Source organism: Trichococcus patagoniensis, assembly GCF_003051085.1.
GTDB classification, from domain to species: domain Bacteria; phylum Bacillota; class Bacilli; order Lactobacillales; family Aerococcaceae; genus Trichococcus; species Trichococcus patagoniensis.
The window spans coordinates 17,659-38,689 of sequence record NZ_QAOM01000024.1; the positions used below are offsets into that span (position 1 = coordinate 17,659).

Below are 21,031 nucleotides of genomic sequence, written 5' to 3' on the forward strand. Positions count from 1 at the left end.
ATTTAATGAACGAAAAAATTGCGTCCGCTGCTTTTCATCGATCCATCCGATTAATATTGCGCTATAATTAGTAAAGATACTCAAAAAAATACCATATGTCAGGAGAACGTAAAATGAAATCAGAAAAAGAAAAAATGATTGCCGGCGAACTTTATTTTTCAAGCAATCCGGAGCTTTCCGCAATGCGACAAAGTTCCCGCGAAAAGATGCGCCTCTTCAACAACGAAACGGATTCCCGCAAGCGCAGCGAACTGTTGAAAAACTGGTTCGGAAAAACCGGTAAAAATATCTATATCGAACCAACATTTTCGCTGGACTACGGCTCCAATATCTTTGTCGGCGAGAATTTCTACGCGAACTTCAATTGCACGATACTGGATACGTGTCCGGTCACATTCGGGGACAACGTGATGATCGCGCCGAACGTCAGCTTCTATACGGCTACTCATCCGATCGATCCGGTCGAACGGAACAGCGGATGGGAGTATGGGAAACCGATCACAATCGGGGACAATGTCTGGATCGGCGGCTCTTCCGTGATCGGTCCGGGTGTCACGCTGGGGGACAATGTCGTCGTGGGGATGGGCAGCGTCGTGACCAAATCATTCCCGGATAATGTCGTAATTGCAGGGAATCCGGCGCGCATAATCCGTCACATCGAGCTTTCCGATCCTTCCTGATTGCGGCGGTTGGGGGAAAACTGTTAAAAACCCGGCGAAGTAGCGAGGCTTCGCCAGAGTTCACGTGCTCATTCTGGTGCGTTCCTCCCGCCAACGAGCGCCTCACCGGAGAACACGGTCAAAAATGCTGAAAAACGATAACGGTCAGCTGGATGCAGCTGACCGTTATCGTTTTCCTTGCTATTGACGGATCAGTTCTCGGCCTATGCTTCTGCTTCCGTCAACAAACGGTGGATTGCTTTATCGACCAAGGCGACCGGCAACCCGACAATCGTGTTATAGTCCCCTTCAATCCCGGAAACCCAAAGCGCTGCTTCCTCCTGGATGCCGTATGCTCCGGCTTTGTCCATCGGCCTGCCCGATGCAACATATGCCTGCACTTCCTCATCCATCCGATCGTCCCATTCAAAGAAGCTGACTTTCGTCTCAGAAGCAAAAGTCACTTCCTTTTCGCCCCACAAAATGCTGACACCGGTCAGGACCGAATGGGTCTTGCCTGCCATTGCGCGCAGCATCGCATAGGCGTCGGCTTCATCAACCGGTTTGCCAAGTATCTTTTCGTCCAACACGACCACAGTGTCCGATCCGATGACCATCGCTGCTCTGTTGTCACTGTGGATGACCGCCGCCTTTTCCCGCGCCAATGTCTCCACCAACTCCGCCGCGGTGTCAATGAACATCTCTTGTTCTGCTTCGGCCAGGATGCGCTCTTCTATCGCCTTTTCGTCGATATCCGCAACTTGGACCGCGAAGTCCTTTATGCACAAGGACAGCAATTCGCTGCGCCTCGGCGATTGACTCGCCAAAATGATTTTCGGATCCATCCGTTTCCCCCTATCCAATTCCCCTTCAAAATGCAGAATCATATCATACCAGACGGCATTCCCGTGCGTAGAGCTCGATTTGCCGCTGTTGACCAACCCGAATTTCTCGTAGTAAGGAATCTTTTCCTCTTTGCAGCAAAGCGTCAACCCTTTCCTGCCTGCTTGCCTGGCCGCGTCGATCAATGCTGTCAGCAGTTTCCCCGCGATTCCCTGCCTTCTGTAGGCCGGACTCACATCCAAACCGAATACGCTTTGATAAGCGCCCTCCGGATTATGCAGCGCAGCATCGTGGTAATGGGCATCCCTGATGATCGGTTCATCGATGACGGCTCCGTTCACGAATCCCACCATTTCGCCGTCCGCTTCGGCAATCAGGAAACTCTCCGGGAACAATTGCAGCCGCTCGCTGAGTGATGCAAGCGTCGCCGCCTCGGCCTCCGGGAAACACGAATCCTCTATTATTTTCAGTTCATCCAAATCCTGCAGCTCAGATTTTCTTATATTCACTTGCATCTTCTGAATCCCTCTTTTCTGTCCACTGTTTATATTACCGATAAGTCGCTGATTTTTCCAGAAAATTCGTTCTGCACAGACTCCCGGAAAAAAACATTACCCGGATTGAACAAACCGCGCTCTCCCACTATGTCAGAAAGCGATTGCATTAACGGCGATTCGAGAGTATGATGACGATAGCTTGATTATATATTCACTAATTCCATCATATCATTACCTAAGGGGGGCTTCAAAATGAACAACATTGAAAATAAATGGATGCGTGCCGCTGTCCCGGCACTGCTGATCCATTGCAGCATCGGGACAGTCTACTGCTGGTCGCTGCTGAAGGGAGGCATCGCCGAATATATCGGCAGGCCTTTACCCGAAGTCGAATGGGCCTTTAGTCTGGCGATTTTCTGCCTCGGGATGTCTGCTGCCTTCGCCGGCAAGATCGTCGAAAAGGATATCCATAAAGCTTCGCTGATTGCAGCGGTTTGCTTCGCATCCGGGATGGCCGGAACGGGCTTTTTCATCCAACAGAAATCGCTGATCGGGATTTTTCTGACCTATGGCGTTTTGATGGGCATCGGTTGCGGCATCGGCTACCTTTCGCCGGTAAAGACATTGATGCTCTGGTTCAAGGACAATAAAGGCCTCGCCACCGGAATAGCAGTGGCCGGGTTCGGTTTGGCCAAAGTCATCGCCAGCCCGATCATCCAGACGCTGCTGGGTGCAACGAACGCTGACGGCACCATGGTTGACCCGACTCGTCTCTACAAACTGTTCTACATCCTGGCTGTAGCCTACTTCATCATGATGTTCATCGGCCATCTTCTTTTGAAGAAGCCTGCGGATTGGGTGGAAGTGACCACGAAGACGGAAGGCGGGCACACGTTGGACATCTTCAAGAACAGGACGTTCATCGGCATCTGGGTGATGTTTTATCTCAACATCACCTGCGGATTGGCGCTCATCTCCCAAGAAAAGGATCTCCTGCATTTCATCGGTTTCGGAGCGATCGCTACAATCAGTTCCTTGACCGCGATTTTTAACGCAAGTGGCCGACTCGCCTTTTCAGCATTTGGAGACAGGCTGAAAGACAGGAATACCATCTATATCTGGATTTTTGGTTTATCGATTGCTGGTACAGCAATTACGCTTTTGGCGAACGGCGTGAATAATGCCATCGCTCCGCTGATTATTTTGTTGCTGTGCGTCATCAACGCGGGTTACGGCGGCGGCTTCTCCAGTCTTCCGCCGCTGTTGGCGGATCGCTTCGGAATGAATACCATCAGCACCGTCCATGGACTGGCTTTGTCGGCTTGGGCCTTTGCCGGATTATCCGGAAATCAGTTGAGCGCCTTCATCATCGCGAAGACAGGCTCCTATAACAATATCCTGTATGCCATCTTGGCAATGTATGCCGTAGCCTTCTTCATCAGCGCGTTCCTGCTGCGGGCAAAACCGGACGAAAAAAGAAGACATCCCGTCCATCACTGACACAACAAATAAAAATCGTGGGCTGCCTCGTTTTGAGGCAGCCCACGATTTTGTGGTTTAGTGGTATGGATGTTTGATCCTTGGTTCGAGTTCATGGCGGAATTCCCCTCCAAAAAGGCGTTGGAGGGGAATCTCGTGCTTTCTTCGGACGTTTTCCCCCGCCAAAATGGTTTTGGCGGGTTATTTCTGAGCATAAATTCAATTACGATATAAAATCAAAGGGGTGTCCCACAACTAGAATGGTACTTTCTAGTTGTGGGACACCTCCTTTTCTTATGCTTTTCCGAAGACTTCTTCAGCTACTGTGACGCCGGCTCGGGCGTCTTTGCAGTAGTAATCCGCGCCGATGGCTTTGGCGTACTTTTCTGTCAGTACGGCTCCCCCGACGAAGACCTTCACAGGCAAACCAGCCTCGCGCAAGGCTGTGATCGTATCCTCCATCGCCGTGACGGTCGTCGTCATCAGCGCAGACAGTCCGACCAATTTAACTTGATGTTGCTTGGCAACTGCCACAACCTCCTCGATCGGGACATCCTTACCTAGGTCGATGACGTCGTAGCCATAGTTTTCAAGCAGGACTTTAGCCAGATTTTTTCCGATATCATGGATATCCCCTCTTACGGTGGCCATGACGATGGTCCCCTTTGATTCCAGCTTCTCATTACCGGCCGCAAGTTTTGCCCGGATCGTCTCGAAGGCTTTACCGGCCGTTTCGGCGGCGCGGATCAGCTGAGGCAGGAAGATGTTCTTCTGTTCATAGAGCTTGCCGACTTCATCCAATGCCGGCACGATGTGATCGTCCACGACCGCCAACGGAGTGTTGTCTTTAAGCAACGTGTTGGTCGCCTTCATGATCCCAGTTTCGTCGCCCTCCAAGAGCATTTCCCGGTAGGAACGGACCACGTTTTCCTGCTTGGGCCCATCGGATTTGACCACAGCCTTTTTATTGTTGTAGTCGATATAGTCGATGGCGCCTTCGTCCTGACCCGACAGTACATTGAACGCGCGCATCGTGTCAACGATTCCGTCGGCCCCTGGATTGATGATGACCGTATCCAGTCCCGAAGTCAGCGCCATCGCGAAATAGGTACGGTTGATCAGAGCTCGGAAAGGAAGCCCGTAGGAAACATTGCTCAACCCCAAAGTGGTCAGTGCCTGCGTGTTTTCCTTGACCCAACGCAAAGCCTTCAAAGTCTCCATTACCGCTTCCTGTTGAGCCGCCGCAGTGAGCACAAGGCAATCCACCAACAATCTGCCCGCGCCGATGCCGTACTCTCCGGCACGATCGATCAACTTTTGGGCGACCTTGGTCCGGCCGGCCGCATCATCCGGGATACCCGCTTCATCGAGGCACAAAGCCACGACAAAGGCGCCGTATTTCTGGACGATCGGATAGATTTCGGCCATCGAGGACTCTTTCCCGTTGACCGAATTGACGATTGCGACACCGCTGTAACGCCTCAAGGCTGCTTCAAGCACTTCCGGTTTGGTCGAATCGAACTGCAGCGGCGCTTCCACCAGACCGCTCATTCCATCTATGATTTTTATCATGTAGTCCGTTTCGTCGATCATCGGCAATGAGGTGTTGACGTCCAACACATCCGCACCTTTTTGTACCTGTTCGAAAGCCACTTTGATGGCCGCCAATGGATTGCCTGCCACGAATTGTTCCTTCAATTTCTTGTTGCCGGACGGATTGATCCGCTCGCCGATGAGGGTGATTTGGCCGTCCAAGCACACCTTCTTCTGTGCGGAACAGACGTAGCGTTTCAATTGGTTGGCTTCCCTTTTCACAAAAAGCGCTTTAGCCTGCTGCAGATTGCGGATGTATTCTGGTGTCGTGCCGCAGCAGCCACCGATCACAGAGACTCCCAATCCGGTCAATTCCTTAGCGACCTCAAGGTAGTCCTTGGAACCAACGTTATATTTGGCGATGCCTGCTTCCGTAACAGGGATGCCGGCGTTCGCCTGCACCATCACCGGCGTGTTTGTGGCGTCCAAAATCCTTTTGATGATCGGTAGCAGTTCTTTGGGGCCCAAAGAGCAGTTGACACCGAGCACATCCACACCCAATGCATCCAAAGAGAGTGCCATTATTTCCGGCTCGGTTCCGGTCAAGGTGTTGCCATCCTCCGTAAAGGTCATCGTCGCGAAGATCGGCAGGTTGCAGTTTTCTTTCGCCGCCAAAACGGCCGCGCGCATTTCCGCCAGATCCGACATCGTTTCGATGAGGATCAGATCCGCTCCGGCTGCTGCCCCGATCGTCACTTGCTCGCGGAAATAATCATATGCCTGATCGAAATCAAGCAGCCCGATCGGTTTCATCATCTTCCCGACCGGTCCGATATCGAGCGCTACCTGCGCCCCGGTTCCTGCCGTTGCGGCTTTGGCGATTTCGACGGCAGCAGTGATCACTTCCGTAACGGAGTAGCCGGTTTCCTGCAGTTTATAGGCATTCGCTCCAAAAGTATTGGTCGTGATGAATTGTGCCCCTGCTTCGACGTATTCCCGATGGATCCGGCCAAGCAGTTCGGGATCCTCCAGATTCAACGCTTCCGGATTTTGGCCGGCTTTCATCCCGTATGTCTGGAGCATCGTGCCCATCGCTCCATCGAAGAGAAGCAGTTCTTCTCCAATTTGTTTTCTGATATCCATCCCTTTGCCTCCTAGCTTAACTTCTGGCCGTACAACTGTCGTTCAGATCGCACGCGCTGCAGCTGGCATTCCCGCAGCGATGGTTCTTCCCTTTGGAGATGCCTTCCTCCAGAACGCCCAAAATCGCCACAATCGATTTTCTTGGCGTCATCAGCATCGAATCCGTCAGATGGACCCCGATCCGCTTGTCCGACTGCAATTCCCCGAGCAACGTTTTGTTGGTGGCCAGCGGAAGATCCCCATATCCGGGTGCGTAACGAAAAGTCAATGCAGCTCCCGCTGGCAGTTGGCTTTCGATTTCCTGCTGGCAACGGTCCGCGATCGTCTCGACGAATGCGGATGCACAGGCATCAGCGATCATGCCCAATGTCGGTGACATCATTTTATTGCGCTCAATGAGAAGGTCCCCCTGCGCGCCTAACGTGCAGACCATGATGTATACCTCATTGCATCGCTTAAGCGTGCGGGTGATGCTTTTCCCTTCCAACACTACAGCGGTCCCTACCAGCTTAATTACGTTCTCAACGGAGTGGTCCAGCAGGTAGTGCCCATAAGTCCATTTCCCGGCGATTGCCTGCTCGAACTGGGCGGCGATGGCCTCCATGTCGCTCCTTGTCCGTTCGTCCGGTTGTTTGTTGCCGAAGCCAAGGTACTTCGCGACCAGCTTCAGATCCGTCTTCATCTTTGCGGCTCTTTTCTGCAGACCGCCTTGCGGACACAGGAGATGTTCTCCATGATTCTTCTTGTTGCGTCGGGCTTGTTCATCGTGTAGATGTGGACGCCATCCACTCCGGAAGAAAGCAAATCGATAATCTGATCGACTGCGTAGGCGATGCCGGCTTCCTGCAGCGATGCCGGATCGTGTTCGTATCTTTCGAGTATCCGCAGGAATTTCGGCGGCAGATTGCAGCCGGAAATTTCCTGGATCCGTTTCACCTGTTTGATGTTCAGGACCGGCAAGATACCCGCGATGACCGGCTGTTCGATGCCGACCAGATCCAATTTCTCCTTGAACTGATAGAAAAGATCATTGTCGTAGAAAAGCTGCGTGATCATGAAATCGGCGCCGTGGTCCATCTTCTTTTTCAGATTTTTCAGGTCATCCACTTTGTTTATGGAATCGACATGCCCTTCCGGATAGCAGGCCGCTCCGATCGAAAAATCACCTGCTGCTTTGATGTCGTCGATGAGTTCGGAAGCATAACGGTATTCCGGTTTCCAGTTCTTGTCCGCCAACTTTTCCTGCGGGATGTCCCCGCGCAAAGCCAGGATGTTTTCGATGCCGCTGTCCTTGATTGATGCCAGGGTCCGTTTCATGCCCTCTTTTGTGGAGGTGCAGCCGGTCAAATGGGCAATCGATTCGATGCCGAAATCCTTTTTGATGCGCGATGCGATTTCGACCGTGTTGCTTTGGGCTGTCCCGCCAGCACCGTACGTCACGGAAATGAAATCGGGATGCAGGCCCTTCAATTCGGTCAAGGTGTCGAACACCGTCTCAAGGGAGTAGCTGCTTTTCGGCGGAAAAATTTCAAACGAGACGGTCGGTTCCCCTTTTTCGAGCATATCTCTAATCTTCATAATCATGTCCTCCTTCAATTTGTTCAAAGTGGCAATTTTTTAAGCGCACTTACTTTGTGTATAATTGATCATGCCAGTTGATGACTTCCCGCAAGAAGTCATTTATTTACAATAGTATGCCATGGAATGAAGATATAGAGTAACACTAAAAAAATATATTTAGCTATAGTAAAAAACTATACCAACAATAGACAGAACCTGTTAATTTCCATAGGTCCGGATCACTGCCTTCAGCTCCTTGATATAGGCGGCTGCCTGCCGGCTGATCCCCGCCTTCTTGTTTGCGATCCAACCGATCACCATCCGGTCCTCGACATCCAATGGAACCGAAACGATATCTGTGCCGTTCAACTCTTCACTAAGCACGCCGGTGGAGATGGTGTAGCCATCCAAGCCGATCACCAAGTTGAACAAAGTCGCGCGGTCGCTGACCAGGATGCTTTTTTTATGGAAGACGGTGCTGAGGATCTCTTCCGAAAAATAGAAAGAATTATGCTCACCCTGTTCGAACGACAAATAAGGGTAATCCTCGAGATCCGCCAAGGTAACGCTTTTTTTTGCCGCCAACGGATTGCGGACGCTGACAAAGATGTGCGGTTCCGCCTCAAACAAAGGATGGAACTCCAATTGGCTCTCCTTCAGGATTTTTTCGAGCGCATTGCGGTTGAACGAATCCAGATAGAGGATGCCGATTTCACTCTGGAAACTTTTGACGTCCTCGATGATTTCATGGGTGCGCGTCTCGCGCAAGGTGAACTTGTATTCATCGGCTCCGCTCTTTTTGATCATGTTGACGAACGCACTGACGGCGAACGCGTAATGTTGGGTCGAAATGGAACACAACTGCTTGGCCGGTTTCTTGTCGAGATAGCGCTGTTCCAGCAATTCCGCTTGCTCGATCACCTGTTGGGCATACTTCAGGAATTCGCTGCCTTCTGCTGTCAGCGTGATGCCTTTGGCGGTCCGGATGAACAGCTCCAAGCCGATTTCTTCCTCAAGGTCCTTGATGGCATTAGATAGACTCGGTTGTGAAATGAAGCATTTTTTTGCGGCTTCATTGATCGATTTGTATTGGGCGACAGCCAGCATATATCTTAGCTGTTTTAAGGTCATATTTTTTTGCCCCTCCTCTCGTGGTTTTGACCGCCGAAGCGGTCATGTGTTTTGGCTTTTTTGCTTCTGAATCGATTATACCAGACTGAGGTTCAACGGAGAATTAAAACAAAAAAAGACCGGAGCGGCAGCATTTCCATATGCTTCCGCTCCGATCCGTTGCTATTTTTTCCGGCTGACTTTTTCTTCTATCGTGCGTTCGAAGCTTTCTTTGTTGTCCAGCACCGCGATAGGCGCGTATTCCGGCCACGCCTCTTCCAAGGCTTCCGCGGAGTCCCCGCTCAGGAGGAGCACCTCGATTTTCCGGCCGAAACGTTGCTCCAATTCTTCCGAATAGCCCATAATGGATGGCACCGCATCGATTGCAATCGCCGCACTGCCGTTCTTTTTGAATGTCCTTGCCACTACGAATTTCATGCATTCACCTCAGGGTCCATTATATCAAAAAGAGCGCGTTCTTGGTAAAAGAAAATGACGCGTTCGCATTCCCATTCCAGTTTCTGCCCCGCTGATCCGGCTACAGATCCAATTCGGTCTGCTCGCTTGCCGTTTCAGGCGAAGCACGATGATGGGCCATCACCAGCGATCCCAGTCCTGCCATTACGATCAGCAAGGAACTCAGGAAGCCTATGAACGGTGGCATCTGCAACAGACCCAAGATGATCAAACCCAACAACACCAGCCAGATGCCTTTATGCAGCTCGGGCCATTTGAAGCGTTTCGCCAACCACTGTCCGATGAAGACCGCAACAATGATCCGCGACAGATACAAAGCGATCGGATAAACGACGCCAAGGATGAGCGCAATCGGGATCCCGATAACGGTGACCATCGCCAAGATGATCATCGGCGGCACAACCAACAATGTCAGCAGACCGACACCCAACGTCTTCAGCGGCTGTTCAGCCAAGGGGCGGACTGTGTTTTGCCAGAAAGCGGGGCGCCAGATCCGGATAAGGAACCAGATCAACAGGGCGCTCGCTAAGCTCCAGAGGAACCAGACAAATTTCATGAACGGCCTGCGGGTTTCCCGCACCGCAGTTGTTCCCCTATCCATTGTTTCGTAAAATTCCCAATCGGTGTCTCCGGCGATTGTTGCGCCAGTGCCGATGTTAGCTTCATTTTCACCCTTGTAGCTGAGGTCGCCGGCTATGTTCGCGCCGTCCTGGATTTTCAGGCTGTCCGTTTGAAGATTGGCGTCCCCGCCGATCTGTCCACTGAGCACAATTTCGGCTCCTCCTCCGAAGAGGTTGCGTTGGACCATCCCCTCCTGCAGGATGGTTGCGCCTGCCGCGAAGAGATCCCTTCCAACAGAAGCATCCTGTCCGATGGAGATATTCTGACCGGCAAAGAAGACATCGCTTTCCGACTGGCCATCAAAGATGAGTGCTTGCCCCGCTCCATAAATATTGCCGGTTACCGTCCCGTTGATGGTAATCGATTGGGCCGCCACAAAAAGATCGCCATTGATGTTGCCGTTGATCCGGACATCCTGCCCGGACACAAATGTCGTTCCTTCCACATTTCCATCGATTTTCACCACATTACCCGCAAAGAAACCCGGTCCTTCAATCGTTTCACCGGCAGCCAAATGATCCAGATTTTCCGCATTCATGGTCGTGGCCGAAGCAACGCCCGAAAACCCCAATAAAATCGTCAAAAATAACAAGTTGATACTCCAGAAAATGCCTTTCCACCAAACCGTTTTTTCAACCCTTTTCATCTTGCATCCTTCTTTCATGCAAAAAAACCAGTGACTAAGCTTCGAAAACTCTTTTCAGTTCCGCAAGATCCAATTTTTTCATTTTCAGAGTCGCCTCTGTGACGCGTGCCAATTTTTCAGGATCCGCTGTCTGCATCATCTCGTTCATGTCAGTTGGAACAATCTGCCAAGATACCCCGTATTTATCCTTCAGCCATCCGCAGTTCTCCGCTTCCGGTACATAAGACAGTTCTTCCCAATAGTAATCGATTTCTTCCTGCGTTTCGCAATTGACGATGAAAGAGAAGGCTTCATTGAATTCAAAATCATGAGCCTGGGCGCTGTCCATGGCTGCGAACATTTGGCCTTCCAGTTGGAACGAAGCAAACTTGATCGTCCCTGGCGCATCCGGCTCCTCACCCACTCCGTAGTAATCCATTCCATCGATTGAAGTGTCGGAAAATACCGCTTCATAGAAAAGGATGGCCTCCTCTGCTTTGCCGCACTGTTTTTTTGTGAACAGCAGCGTCGGAGTCAATTTCTGCTCTATCTCCCGCTCGCCGACGTGCATGACCTGCCAAGACAGGCCGTAGCGGTCTTGCGTCCAACCATACTTTTTGCTGAAGGGATAAGTGTCCAACGGCATGCGCACCGCGCCGCCATCCGAAAGTTTTTCCCAAAGGAAATCGACTTCCTTCATCGATGCGCAATCGATCCGGATAGAAATGGACGGATTGAGGCGAAAATACGGTCCTGCCGAGATCGCCATGAAATCCTGCCCGGCCAACGTCATAGAGACAATATCGGCCGTTCCATATGGTGGTGGATTGTGGATTTGGCTGACGCTCGTGATTTTGGAATTATCGAACAGTGAGGTATAGCATGCGGCGGCTTCTGCAGCCTGCGTATCAAACCAAAAATGCGGAACAATTTTATTCATATATAAAATCCCCCTTGATCTTTTTCATACCGACCCCGACAGTGCAAATGGACAAAAAAACAGCGGCTGCACCGCCCCGCCGAAGTCGTTCTTCGGCGCGATTGGTGCTCTCCACTGTCATTATGCCACTTTTCGTTGCCGATAGAAAATGAGAACCATCGCAGCGGCTATTGTATCCTGTTCAATTTATCGTTCAGTTTGGCGTAAATGCCCATCATGTAAGGTTCGCTGCACTTAGCGAGCGCCTCATCCAACCCCATCCAGGCGACGCCGCTGTTCTCATCCGGTTTGACGCTCGTCTGTTGCGTCTCATCCGCTTCCAGCAGGTAGGTCAGATTCAGGTGCACATGTGTCCCCACGCGTTTGCCGTTTTTGACGTGCCCGTCCACACTCAATATTTCGAGCGAAAAGAGTTCCTGCGATATCGGTTTTACCTGCTCGATGCCTGTCTCTTCCTTCGTTTCCCGGATTGCCGTTGCCAGAAAATCCTCTTCACCATCCATATGGCCGCCAATCCAAGACCAGGACCGGTAGATGTTGTGGTAGACCATCAGCACCTTGGTCCGGTCGCGATTGACGACCCAACTCGAAGCGGTGAAATGGGCGAATTCATTCTCGCGCCTGAACAGACCATCGAACTGATCCAGATACCGAAGCATCAGCTCACGATCCTTTTCTTCCTGCTCATTGAAGGGAGAATAGTCCGCAAGCATTTGTCTGATTCCCATGCCAGCCTTCCTTTCGCCTGCGTTTGGCGGTTAATTGGTTCGCGAGAAGCCTTCATCATTCAGATAACCGACAGCCGCATCACGGGTCTTGAAGATCCCTTCCATTTGACCGTTCTTCAAAGCAACCGACCACATCGGATTATCGTAGATCAGTAACAGAACTTCTCCGGACGAATCCACCCATTTTTCCGAGTAGCCTTCCTCATAGCCATCTTCGGTTTTTTTCAGAAAGGAAATCGCCTTTTCCAAAAGGAAACGGATCGTGCCTTCGTCGCTTTCCAATACGGAAATATAGCCTTTCTCCGTCTCTTCTTTCGGCAGGTAGCCTGCATAAATGAAGGCATTGCCGTTTGGATGCATGAAGCGGACAGCGATTTTGTGGTCCACCGCACTCGCATTGAAATGATAATTGATCCGGTTCATCGAGACCGGAACAGCCGTCAGTTCTTTATAATCATCAAATATCGCTTTTTTTTCTTCGAATGACAAGGTCATTTCTTTCAACTCCCTAATAATGTTCTCCGATTTTTCGCGGAGGTTCGACTCATTCTACCATATCTTGCTGCGGCCTTTCAGCCCCATCCGCGTATTTTTCCAGAAAATGATGTCTTCCGTCCCGATCTCGGCTAGAAATGATTTTTTCGAGGTTGACGCTCTGCACACTCTGGAAGATATTTGCATCGATAAGCGGACTCGTTTCGCGCAGTTGCCCGATCAACGCCTTCATCTCTTTGCGCTTGAAACCTCCCAGATCGCTCGGCTGGTTATCGTACATTTCCGTGAAACGGCAGGCGCACTGGAGGAATGTCAGCTGATGATAGTCCTTCCAGGCGATGATATCCGCTTCCTTCACTTGGTAGAGCGGCCTGATGAGTTCCATCCCTTCGAAATTCCGGCTGTGCAGCTTCGGCATCATCGTCTCGATGGTCCCGCCGTAGAACATATTCATCAGGATCGTCTCGATGACGTCATCGAAATGATGTCCCAAAGCGATCTTGTTGCAGCCGAGCTCCTGAGCTTTTTGGTACAGGTTGCCCCTGCGCATGCGCGCGCAAAGATAACAGGGGGACGAGTCCACATTCTCAACGACATCAAAAATGGAGGACTCAAAAACGGTCAGAGGGATAGCCATCATTGCGGCATTATCCAAAATCTGTTGCTGATTCTGTTCACTGTATCCCGGATTCATCGCCAAAAAGACCAGCTCGAACCGGAGCGGACCATGCCGTTGCAGTTCCTGCATCAGTTTTGCCATCAACATGGAATCCTTCCCGCCGGAGATGCAGACGGCTATCTTGTCGCCGTTTGCGATCAGGTCATATTCCTGGATCGCTTTGATGAAGGGCCGCCATAAGGGTTTTCGGTATTTTTTGATGAGGCTTCTTTCGATTTGATCGCATTTTTCCATCTAATCGGGTTTCCTTTCTTGTGGGGTGTCCGTTTTTTTCCGTGTGCTCCGGCGAACGGAGGCTTCGCCGGAGTTCAGCCAACAATTTGCTGGCGTTCTCCGATGACGGCAGCTTCATCGGAGTTGCAGCCGAAAGTTACCGGTGTGCTCCGGCGAGCGTCAGTCTCGCCGGAGCTGGGGCACCACTTGATATTCGCCGAGGTCGAAACTATTATCCTCCAGAAGACTAACCGGCATGATATCCATAAGGGCATTAGTGACGAATACTTCATCCGCCCTATAAAGCTCATCAAGGTCGTACGCTCCTTCACGGACGGGGATCCGAAGGTCAGCGCAGCGCTGAATCACCCGCGCTCTTGCCGTCCCTTCCAGGATGCCGCACTCCAACGACGGGGTGTATACGACTCCTTCCTTCACCCAGAAAACATTCGAAACGCACCCTTCGGCGACCTTATCATGCGTATTCAAAAAGATGGCATCATCAAAGCCTCTCCTCGTTGCCGCTTCTTTTTCCAGGATGTTTTCCGTATAGTTCATGCTTTTGATGTTGACGATTTTGGAGAATTCGTTCCTTCTCGCATCGGCCAGGCACACTTTCAAGCCTGTCCCATATTCTTCTTTATAGATTTTCGTTCCTGTCAGGATGAGGATGTCCGCATCCTTCTGCGGCTGTTTTTTCGGGGCCGGTTTGCTGCAGACGATCTTGACGAAACCTTCGGAGACGCCATTCAGCTCCAGCAATTTTTCGATGATCGGCTGGAGCTCGGTTTCTTGATAGGGGCAAATCATCCGCAGAACGGACAGCGCACGGATCATGCGCGCGTAATGTTGGTCCAGAAACAGCGCATGTTTTCCGGAAACGCGGATCGTCTCGAAAACCCCGAATCCGTACATGAAACCCGGGGACAGCGGACTGATCAGCGCTGAATCTTCCTCAAGATAGGCATCATTCAAAAATACTTGCATTTTCATTCCCCTTCCGGTAATTCCGCCTGCAGCGCCTCGATGAGCGCTTTCGCCTTCACAAGCGTCTCCTCGTATTCCATTTCCGCATCCGAATCCCAGACGATGCCGCCGCCGACCTGGAAATAGGCGGTGTCGCCTTTCTGCAGAATCGTCCGAATGACGATGTTCAAGTCGGCATCGCCGTTGAAGCCGACATAGCCGATCGAGCCGGTATAGACGTTCCTTTGCGTCGGCTCGATTTCATCGATGACTTCCATCGCCCGGATTTTCGGCGCACCCGTTATCGAACCGCCCGGGAAGGCGGCTTTGATGCAGTCGAGCGCATGGACGCCTTCCTCCAACTCCCCTTCGATGGTCGAAACGAGCTGAAAAACCGTGCTGTAGTCTTCGATATGGTACATTTCCGTGACTTTGACGCTGCCCGTCTTGCAGACCCGGCCCAAATCATTGCGCATCAGATCGACGATCATCAGCAATTCAGCCCTGTCCTTTTCGCTTTCCAGCAGCTCTTGGCGGTTCGCGCTATCTTCCTGCTCGGTGTCGCCCCGTGGCCGGGTGCCTTTGATCGGCCGTGTCTGCACCTTGCCGTTGCGGATCTGCAGAAACCGCTCCGGCGAACTGCTCAACAGCTGTCCCATGCCGAAGTCGATGTAGGCGGCGAACGGAGCCGGGTTGATGTTGCGCAAACGTGTGTAGAGCTCATAGGGGGTTGCTTCCGTCCGGCATTGGAAGCGTTGGGTCATGTTGACCTGATAGATGTCGCCGGAACGGATGTACGTCTTGATGCGCGCAATTGCGTCCAGATAATAGGCTTTCGTCATGTTCGCGGTGAGCCTCGGTCTGGCATCGCAAGCCAATTCCAATGTTTGAACCGGAAACTCCACCCCTTGCTCAGCCCTGATGACCTTTTCCGCCTCGGCCACCCATTTTTCCGGATCGCCAAAAAGACCCGGAGAGGCAAGATGGACCTTGCCCAAAAGATGGTCCACCACAATCGCACCGTCATAAATGCCAAAGAAGCTGTCCGGAATCTGGACATCATAGTGCGCTTCCCGCGGCAGACGTTCCACCTGATGGCGCAGCTCATAGCCGAAATAGCCGACAGCTCCGCCGATGAAAGGAAGCTCGCATGCATAGTCCAGCTGATATTCTTCCAACAGTGCTTTCAGTTCTGCAAAAGCATCCACGCCCGCTTTGGCGGTCAGCGTCATTTCGGGATCAAATCCGATGAAGGAATAGCGTCCCAACTTTTCCGGATCCATCCCGCTGTCAAGGAAAAAACAATGCTTGCGGTCACGGAACAAAGAAAACAGTTCAAAACTCGACAGGCTTGTGGCGATTTCCTTGATCACGATCTCAGTCTTGCTTTTTTTCATCAAAAATCGCCCCTTCCCGCTTTTTTTTGGCGCGCTCATAAAAGTTGCGCAACATATCCAACCCATGCTCCGTCAGGATCGCCTCGGGATGGAACTGGACCCCCTCGACCAGCTCTTTCCGATGAAGAAAGCCCATGATTTCGCCAGCTTCTGTCCATGCTGTGACTTCCAATGCTTCCGGAAGGCTCCCCTTTTCCACGATCAAAGAATGGTATCTTGTGACATTCAGCGGACTTTTCAAACCTTGGAAGACGCCTTTCCCTGTGTGTTGGATGGCGTGAACCTTCCCATGAACAGGCTCTTTCGCCTTCACGATTGCCGCTCCGAACAACCCGGCGATCGTCTGATGACCCAAGCAGATGCCCAGAATCGGGACTGTCCTTGCGAAATGTCTGACGACTTCCAGACTGATGCCTGCTTCATCAGGCGTCTTCGGGCCAGGGGAAATCAAGATCATCAGCGGATCCAGTGCCGCTATCTCTTCGAGTGTTATTTCATCGTTCCGTTTCACCACAACGTTCTCATCCAATTGCTTCAGGTATTGGACAAGGTTATAGGTGAAGGAATCATAATTATCTATTACAAGTATCATATTTATCCTCATCAATGCTATTATTTTTTGCTCAAATGACAACTCCATCATACCAAAAGCTGGGACTCCAGCCTATAGTTTTGAGTGAACTGAGATAGGACAGAAAAATGACCGGGACAAAAGCCCCGGCCGCTCTGCTTAGGGTTCAACATCCGCCTCGTTGTCAAAGCCGCGCTGTTCCCAATAGCCTTTATAGTCCGCGTCATCAGACAGTTCAATGCGGGTGATCCATTTGATCCATTTGTAGCCCAGTTTATCTTCCGCCACCAGTTGGAACGGAAAGCCTCTTTCGGGCGGCAACTCTACCCCATTCATCTTATAGGCAATCATCAGTTGCCTGTCCATGATCGTCCGCAGCGGCAGGGCTGTGCTGTAGCCATCTTCTGAATAAAAAATGACCGTATCGGCAGTTTCCTGAACAGCAACTCCTTCGAATAGGTCCGCAAGCAGAATCCCTTCCCACAGGATGTCGACGCTCCAACCTTCCACGCAATGCAGCGTCACAACCTTTGTGTACTTCTGATTTTCCAGCACTTCATCGTAGGATAAGGCAACCGGCTGTTCGACCAAGCCGTCAATCGTCAGCGTGTAGGCATCCAAGTCTATATATTGGGGGCCTTTGATTGAGTTTTCCCGGAAATCGTTCAAAGAAGACAAATCTTGTCCTTCGTATTCGGTAACTTCAATTTTGGCCAATTCTTCCAAATCAGTTTCACTAGTATTGTCATTATTGGAGCTTCCACAACCAACGAGCAACAGACTCAGCAATAAAAACAGGTATTTGTTGGGAATGCGATTGGCATAGCGGCGCTTCACTGCGACTGTTTCCGCCTTTTCCATCAAAATTCCTTCTTTCCGAAATCCTTCCGATTAAAAACCACGTGTCTGCCCTTCCCACGGTTGTTGTTTTCCTTTCAGGTGTTCCTCGACACTTGGTCCATTGAGGTTGTGGAGGCGCCAAATGCCGTAGAGATAGCTGAGGATCAATCCTGCAATCGTGAACGGAAGCCCCAGGAGCGTATTGGTCCAAGCCAATTCGACAACATCGCCACGCTTGAAAAGAATGACCTGCAAAGCCAAACGCATCAGAAAAAACAGAAACCAAAGGACCGTCACTTCCTGATAGGCTGGCTTCACGTCCTTGCGCCAATACCACTCCAAATCCCATCCGCGCGTCAAATGGCTCGTCAATGCGGCCATCGGTTTCCCCATGATCAGGCTCACCAACGCCGCCAATACAAGCAGCGCGCTAGTCACTATCTTTGGAAGGTAATAATTGGCGGCATTATTCGAGAAATATGCGATTCCAGAGGCAAACACAACCCCCACCAAACCACCCACGGCATAGCGCAACGGTTGTTTCCTTGCCAACCTGAAAATCCCCAACAGCAAAGCCAAAGCAATCGCCAAGATGCTGGCGACCGCCAACTGATATCTGCCATTGACGATGGCAAACAGCAAGGGAGGCAACAGCGCATCGAACGTCTTCCCCGAGATGACCAACTTCAATTCTTCCGAAATTTCCTTGATTCTGTTTTTCAAATCATCAGCCCCTCTTCAGATGCTTGCCGCCTCGGCTCTTATTGGCGAATCTGTAGGCGACGTATTCAATGATGACCCCGTAAAAGATGCCTGCCGCAAAACCAATGGCATCTTCGAATCCTGTTGAACTGTAGAAAGCGAACGAAACCAACAATCCTAGGATGGCTCCCCGTACCATTGCCCGGTTCAATTCCTGCATTTCCCCCGCGAAGCCGATGACTACACCCATCAACAACCGATTATACCAGAAGGCAAACAAATAAAGCGCCTCTCTCTCAAATCCGGAACGCAACTGGGCACCCACGATGCAGACTACGCCCAAAAGCGCGCCCGCAACGATTGAAATCTTCATCCTGTCCGTCAACATGTCCTCATTCCCCCTCATCTGTCAGGCCGAAAAGCAGCCTGCTCATTTGCCCCAATTATACTATTCCCAAGCAAAAAAAGCATTTTCCAGAAATCGGACCGGAACCGATTTGGTCGCACAAAAAAAACAGAGGCCGTCTCATAATCAAATGAGGCGCCCTCGTTGTGGTTCAGTGGTATGGAGGTTTGATCCTGGGTTCGAGTTCATGGCGGAATTCCCCGCCAAAGCGGTTTTGGCGGGTTATTTATGAGCATGAATTCACTTACCATATACACCCCTGCTTTTTGTATAACGCTATACTAGATGGCTTTATCCCGCAACACCAACGTAGCCGGGATACCCGCCATGCGTTTCAGATCGAGGATGCGGTCCGTTTCCTCAACCGAGAACAGTCCTTTTTCAAGCACCAATTCCCGGACGGTTTTGCCAGTCTTCAGGGATTCCTTGGCGATCGCGCTGGCTTTTTGGTAGCCGATCGTCGGGCAGAGGGCAGTCGCGATGCCGGCGCTCTCTTCCACCTGTTTGTAGCAGACCATCTCATTGGCTTGGATGCCTTGGATGCAGTTGACAGTCAGTGTAGCGACCGCATGCGCCAAGCAATCGATCGATTCAAACAATGCATGGAAAATGATCGGCTCGAAGGCATTCAGCTCCAACTGCCCGGATTCGGCAGCCATGGTGATGGTCAGATCGTTTCCGATTACGCGGAAAGCGACTTGCGAAACGACTTCGGGTATCACCGGATTCACTTTCCCCGGCATGATCGAAGAGCCGTTTTGCTTGGCAGGCAAATTGATTTCACCGATGCCAGCTCGGGGACCGCTCGACAATAAGCGCAAATCATTGCTCATCTTCGACAAGTTTACAGCCGCCGTCTTGATGGCCGCCGACACCCTGACGAAACCGTCCACGTTCTGGGTCGCATCGAAAAGATCCTCCGCCTGCGTGAAGGCGATCCCCGCTTCTTCACTCACAAAAGCGGTTATGTTTTCCAAGTATTCCGGCGTCGCATTGATTGCGTTACCGATGGCGGTCCCGCCGATGTTAAGGCTCTTCATCTCTTCCGCAGCGCTCATGAGGTGGCGGATATCCCGTTTGACGAAGGACCGATAAGCCTGGAACGTCCGCCCTAACGTAGTTGGGACCGCATCCTGCATTTGCGTCCGCCCCATCTTGATGACCCCGGCAAATTCTTCGGCCTTATCACCCAACGCCCACTCCAGCTTTTCTAGTTCGGCAATCAGCTCAGGCAGAAGTTGCAGGACGGTCATTTTTCCTGCAGTTGGGAAGACATCGTTCGTGGATTGACACAGATTCACATCATCATTCGGATGAACGATGCGGTAGTCGCCCTTTCTCCCGCCCAATATTTCGATGGCACGATTGGCGATGACTTCATTGGCGTTCATATTGGCCGAAGTCCCGGCACCGCCTTGGATGGCATCCACGATGAAGGCTTCATGAAAATATCCCGCCACAATTTCGTCGCAGGCTTGGACAATCGCATCCTTTTTTCCGACTGCCAGGTTACCCGACTGAGCGTTCACAACAGCTGCGGCTTTCTTAATACGCGCCAGATTGCTGATCAATTCCGGATGCAATTTCGTGCCCGTGATGGAAAAGTTTTCCTTTGCACGCGACGATTGCACACCATAATACGCTTCTGCGGGTACTGCTAACGTTCCGATCGAGTCTGCTTCAATTCTCATGTTCATCTCTGTTTGCCCCCTGAAATTTTTCTGTAATTCATAGTGCAAACAATACCACCCCTGCAAACTGAATGAAACAGTTCAAGGGATGTTGCGAACAAAACCTGCATATTCGACTTTTTCACAGAAGAATCACACGCTATTTCCCATGTAACTTTATTTTCTTAAGTCATGTCAGCATTCGTTTGCTTCCCTTGATAGGTCTGATATAGAATCTTAAGAATACAAAGCAAACAAGAACAAGGGGAGGAGCCACTAATGGATAAAATCGATAAGCAAATTTTGAATATTCTACAGATAAACGCGCGAGCTTCCCTGAAGGAAATCGGTGAGGCCACCTTTCTGTCTTCGCCAGCGATTTCGGCACGGATCGCCCAACTGGAAAGGAACGGCGTCATCACAGATTACGGCGCGCATCTGAATCTGCAGACGCTGGGCTACAACATCAAGGCTTTCATCAATCTGGAGGTCGACCCCAAGCAAAAGCCGGTGTTTTATCCTTTCGTGGACAGCATCCCGAATGTGCTGGAATGCAACTGCGTGACCGGAGAATTCTCGATGCTTCTGAAGGTCGCCTTTCCGACTACGAATGAACTGGATACTTTCATCGGAGAACTGCAGCAGTTCGGCAAGACCTACACGCAGGTCGTCTTTTCCACCTCGGTCGGACCAAGGGGCATCCACCTGGCGGACCAATAAGCTCTGGTTACACGGTAGAAAGATGGATAATCGAAAGATATCCATCTTTTCGACACCGAACACACAAAAAACTTTAAGTTCGCTTCGCGAACAAATCCATGACAGAAAATAAGTTACCAATTATAATTTAATCGAAGGTAACACAAATTCAACCTCT

The 21,031-nt window shown here is 51.0% G+C and carries 20 protein-coding genes and 1 pseudogene; 3 read left to right on the forward strand and 18 right to left on the reverse strand.

The features are described from left to right. Window positions 1-113: 113 nt before the first annotated feature. A pseudogene (locus tag C8U37_RS13040) lies at window positions 114-671 on the forward strand (sugar O-acetyltransferase); the annotation flags it as partial. Window positions 672-883: 212 nt separating this feature from the next. On the opposite strand, the gene C8U37_RS14575 reads toward C8U37_RS13040, so the two are convergent. Then, window positions 884-2,017, reverse strand: a complete 1,134-nt coding sequence (locus C8U37_RS14575) for a Maf family nucleotide pyrophosphatase (RefSeq protein ID WP_211306255.1) — start codon at window positions 2,015-2,017, stop codon at window positions 884-886. A 243-nt stretch (window positions 2,018-2,260) separates the two neighbouring features. Here C8U37_RS14575 and C8U37_RS13055 point away from each other — a divergent pair, with 243 nt between their 5' ends. Next, complete coding sequence (locus C8U37_RS13055) at window positions 2,261-3,499, forward strand: OFA family MFS transporter (RefSeq protein ID WP_211306257.1); 1,239 nt, start codon at window positions 2,261-2,263, stop codon at window positions 3,497-3,499. Window positions 3,500-3,772: 273 nt separating this feature from the next. Here C8U37_RS13055 and C8U37_RS13060 read toward each other — a convergent pair whose 3' ends face one another. The 17 genes from C8U37_RS13060 to C8U37_RS13140 form a co-directional block, all read right to left on the reverse strand. Then, window positions 3,773-6,154 (reverse strand): homocysteine S-methyltransferase family protein, encoded by a 2,382-nt coding sequence (locus C8U37_RS13060; protein WP_108033654.1) that lies wholly within the window; start codon window positions 6,152-6,154, stop codon window positions 3,773-3,775. 16 nt (window positions 6,155-6,170) lie between these two features. Further along, window positions 6,171-6,836 carry a vitamin B12 dependent-methionine synthase activation domain-containing protein gene (locus C8U37_RS13065; protein ID WP_108033655.1) on the reverse strand — a complete coding sequence of 222 codons (666 nt, stop codon included), beginning with the start codon at window positions 6,834-6,836 and terminating at the stop codon, window positions 6,171-6,173. Beyond that, a complete protein-coding gene (gene metF / locus C8U37_RS13070) occupies window positions 6,833-7,732 on the reverse strand; it encodes a methylenetetrahydrofolate reductase [NAD(P)H] (RefSeq protein WP_108033656.1) in 900 nt (299 codons plus the stop codon). The genes C8U37_RS13065 and metF overlap by 4 nt, the downstream gene beginning before the upstream one ends. Window positions 7,733-7,933: 201 nt before the next feature. After that, window positions 7,934-8,845 carry a LysR family transcriptional regulator gene (locus C8U37_RS13075; RefSeq protein ID WP_108033657.1) on the reverse strand — a complete coding sequence of 304 codons (912 nt, stop codon included), beginning with the start codon at window positions 8,843-8,845 and terminating at the stop codon, window positions 7,934-7,936. Between the two features lie 162 nt (window positions 8,846-9,007). After that, a complete protein-coding gene (locus C8U37_RS13080) occupies window positions 9,008-9,262 on the reverse strand; it encodes a DUF6718 family protein (protein ID WP_108033658.1) in 255 nt (84 codons plus the stop codon). A gap of 100 nt (window positions 9,263-9,362) precedes the next feature. Continuing rightward, on the reverse strand, window positions 9,363-10,568 hold the full coding sequence (locus C8U37_RS13085) for a DUF8173 domain-containing protein (protein ID WP_108033659.1): 1,206 nt from the start codon (window positions 10,566-10,568) through the stop codon (window positions 9,363-9,365). Window positions 10,569-10,602: 34 nt separating this feature from the next. Beyond that, window positions 10,603-11,487, reverse strand: coding sequence for a VOC family protein (locus C8U37_RS13090; protein WP_108033660.1), 885 nt, complete (start codon window positions 11,485-11,487; stop codon window positions 10,603-10,605). A gap of 167 nt (window positions 11,488-11,654) precedes the next feature. Beyond that, window positions 11,655-12,215, reverse strand: coding sequence for an NUDIX hydrolase (locus tag C8U37_RS13095; protein WP_108033661.1), 561 nt, complete (start codon window positions 12,213-12,215; stop codon window positions 11,655-11,657). A gap of 30 nt (window positions 12,216-12,245) precedes the next feature. After that, window positions 12,246-12,710: a hypothetical protein gene (locus C8U37_RS13100; RefSeq protein WP_108033662.1), complete on the reverse strand. Its 465-nt coding sequence runs from the start codon at window positions 12,708-12,710 to the stop codon at window positions 12,246-12,248. A gap of 49 nt (window positions 12,711-12,759) precedes the next feature. Further along, window positions 12,760-13,623 carry a tRNA 2-thiocytidine biosynthesis TtcA family protein gene (locus C8U37_RS13105; RefSeq protein ID WP_108033663.1) on the reverse strand — a complete coding sequence of 288 codons (864 nt, stop codon included), beginning with the start codon at window positions 13,621-13,623 and terminating at the stop codon, window positions 12,760-12,762. Between the two features lie 159 nt (window positions 13,624-13,782). Next, entirely contained in the window at window positions 13,783-14,589 is an 807-nt protein-coding gene (locus tag C8U37_RS13110; RefSeq protein ID WP_170100300.1) for an aminotransferase class IV, read from the reverse strand. A gap of 2 nt (window positions 14,590-14,591) precedes the next feature. After that, window positions 14,592-15,965 carry an aminodeoxychorismate synthase component I gene (gene pabB, locus C8U37_RS13115; protein WP_170100301.1) on the reverse strand — a complete coding sequence of 458 codons (1,374 nt, stop codon included), beginning with the start codon at window positions 15,963-15,965 and terminating at the stop codon, window positions 14,592-14,594. Further along, window positions 15,946-16,557, reverse strand: a complete 612-nt coding sequence (locus C8U37_RS13120) for an anthranilate synthase component II (RefSeq protein ID WP_108033665.1) — start codon at window positions 16,555-16,557, stop codon at window positions 15,946-15,948. Before C8U37_RS13120 ends, pabB begins: the two co-directional genes overlap by 20 nt. Before the next feature lie 138 nt (window positions 16,558-16,695). Next, window positions 16,696-17,397 carry a molybdopterin-dependent oxidoreductase gene (locus C8U37_RS13125; RefSeq protein WP_108033666.1) on the reverse strand — a complete coding sequence of 234 codons (702 nt, stop codon included), beginning with the start codon at window positions 17,395-17,397 and terminating at the stop codon, window positions 16,696-16,698. Window positions 17,398-17,427: 30 nt separating this feature from the next. Beyond that, entirely contained in the window at window positions 17,428-18,099 is a 672-nt protein-coding gene (locus C8U37_RS13130; RefSeq protein WP_108033667.1) for a DUF3159 domain-containing protein, read from the reverse strand. Window positions 18,100-18,103: 4 nt separating this feature from the next. Beyond that, window positions 18,104-18,466 carry a hypothetical protein gene (locus C8U37_RS13135; protein ID WP_108033668.1) on the reverse strand — a complete coding sequence of 121 codons (363 nt, stop codon included), beginning with the start codon at window positions 18,464-18,466 and terminating at the stop codon, window positions 18,104-18,106. Between the two features lie 299 nt (window positions 18,467-18,765). Next, on the reverse strand, window positions 18,766-20,181 hold the full coding sequence (locus C8U37_RS13140) for an aspartate ammonia-lyase (RefSeq protein ID WP_108033669.1): 1,416 nt from the start codon (window positions 20,179-20,181) through the stop codon (window positions 18,766-18,768). Between the two features lie 252 nt (window positions 20,182-20,433). On the opposite strand from C8U37_RS13140, the gene C8U37_RS13145 reads away from it, so the two are divergent. Then, complete coding sequence (locus C8U37_RS13145; RefSeq protein WP_108033670.1) at window positions 20,434-20,874, forward strand: Lrp/AsnC family transcriptional regulator; 441 nt, start codon at window positions 20,434-20,436, stop codon at window positions 20,872-20,874. Window positions 20,875-21,031: the final 157 nt, after the last annotated feature.

What these genes read in the sequence shown, in the direction of transcription:
- C8U37_RS13105 (WP_108033663.1), bottom strand. Translation starts at nt 13,623, where the DNA reads ATGGAAAAATGCGATCAAATCGAAAGAAGCCTCATCAAAAAATACCGA.
- C8U37_RS13065 (WP_108033655.1), bottom strand. Translation starts at nt 6,836, where the DNA reads ATGAAGACGGATCTGAAGCTGGTCGCGAAGTACCTTGGCTTCGGCAAC.
- C8U37_RS13090 (WP_108033660.1), bottom strand. Translation starts at nt 11,487, where the DNA reads ATGAATAAAATTGTTCCGCATTTTTGGTTTGATACGCAGGCTGCAGAA.
- C8U37_RS14575 (WP_211306255.1), bottom strand. Translation starts at nt 2,017, where the DNA reads ATGCAAGTGAATATAAGAAAATCTGAGCTGCAGGATTTGGATGAACTG.
- metF (WP_108033656.1), bottom strand. Translation starts at nt 7,732, where the DNA reads ATGAAGATTAGAGATATGCTCGAAAAAGGGGAACCGACCGTCTCGTTT.
- C8U37_RS13080 (WP_108033658.1), bottom strand. Translation starts at nt 9,262, where the DNA reads ATGAAATTCGTAGTGGCAAGGACATTCAAAAAGAACGGCAGTGCGGCG.
- C8U37_RS13125 (WP_108033666.1), bottom strand. Translation starts at nt 17,397, where the DNA reads ATGGAAAAGGCGGAAACAGTCGCAGTGAAGCGCCGCTATGCCAATCGC.
- C8U37_RS13100 (WP_108033662.1), bottom strand. Translation starts at nt 12,710, where the DNA reads ATGACCTTGTCATTCGAAGAAAAAAAAGCGATATTTGATGATTATAAA.
- C8U37_RS13110 (WP_170100300.1), bottom strand. Translation starts at nt 14,589, where the DNA reads ATGCAAGTATTTTTGAATGATGCCTATCTTGAGGAAGATTCAGCGCTG.
- C8U37_RS13095 (WP_108033661.1), bottom strand. Translation starts at nt 12,215, where the DNA reads ATGGGAATCAGACAAATGCTTGCGGACTATTCTCCCTTCAATGAGCAG.
- C8U37_RS13140 (WP_108033669.1), bottom strand. Translation starts at nt 20,181, where the DNA reads ATGAACATGAGAATTGAAGCAGACTCGATCGGAACGTTAGCAGTACCC.
- C8U37_RS13075 (WP_108033657.1), bottom strand. Translation starts at nt 8,845, where the DNA reads ATGACCTTAAAACAGCTAAGATATATGCTGGCTGTCGCCCAATACAAA.
- pabB (WP_170100301.1), bottom strand. Translation starts at nt 15,965, where the DNA reads ATGAAAAAAAGCAAGACTGAGATCGTGATCAAGGAAATCGCCACAAGC.
- C8U37_RS13060 (WP_108033654.1), bottom strand. Translation starts at nt 6,154, where the DNA reads ATGGATATCAGAAAACAAATTGGAGAAGAACTGCTTCTCTTCGATGGA.
- C8U37_RS13145 (WP_108033670.1), top strand. Translation starts at nt 20,434, where the DNA reads ATGGATAAAATCGATAAGCAAATTTTGAATATTCTACAGATAAACGCG.
- C8U37_RS13085 (WP_108033659.1), bottom strand. Translation starts at nt 10,568, where the DNA reads ATGAAAAGGGTTGAAAAAACGGTTTGGTGGAAAGGCATTTTCTGGAGT.
- C8U37_RS13120 (WP_108033665.1), bottom strand. Translation starts at nt 16,557, where the DNA reads ATGATACTTGTAATAGATAATTATGATTCCTTCACCTATAACCTTGTC.
- C8U37_RS13135 (WP_108033668.1), bottom strand. Translation starts at nt 18,466, where the DNA reads ATGTTGACGGACAGGATGAAGATTTCAATCGTTGCGGGCGCGCTTTTG.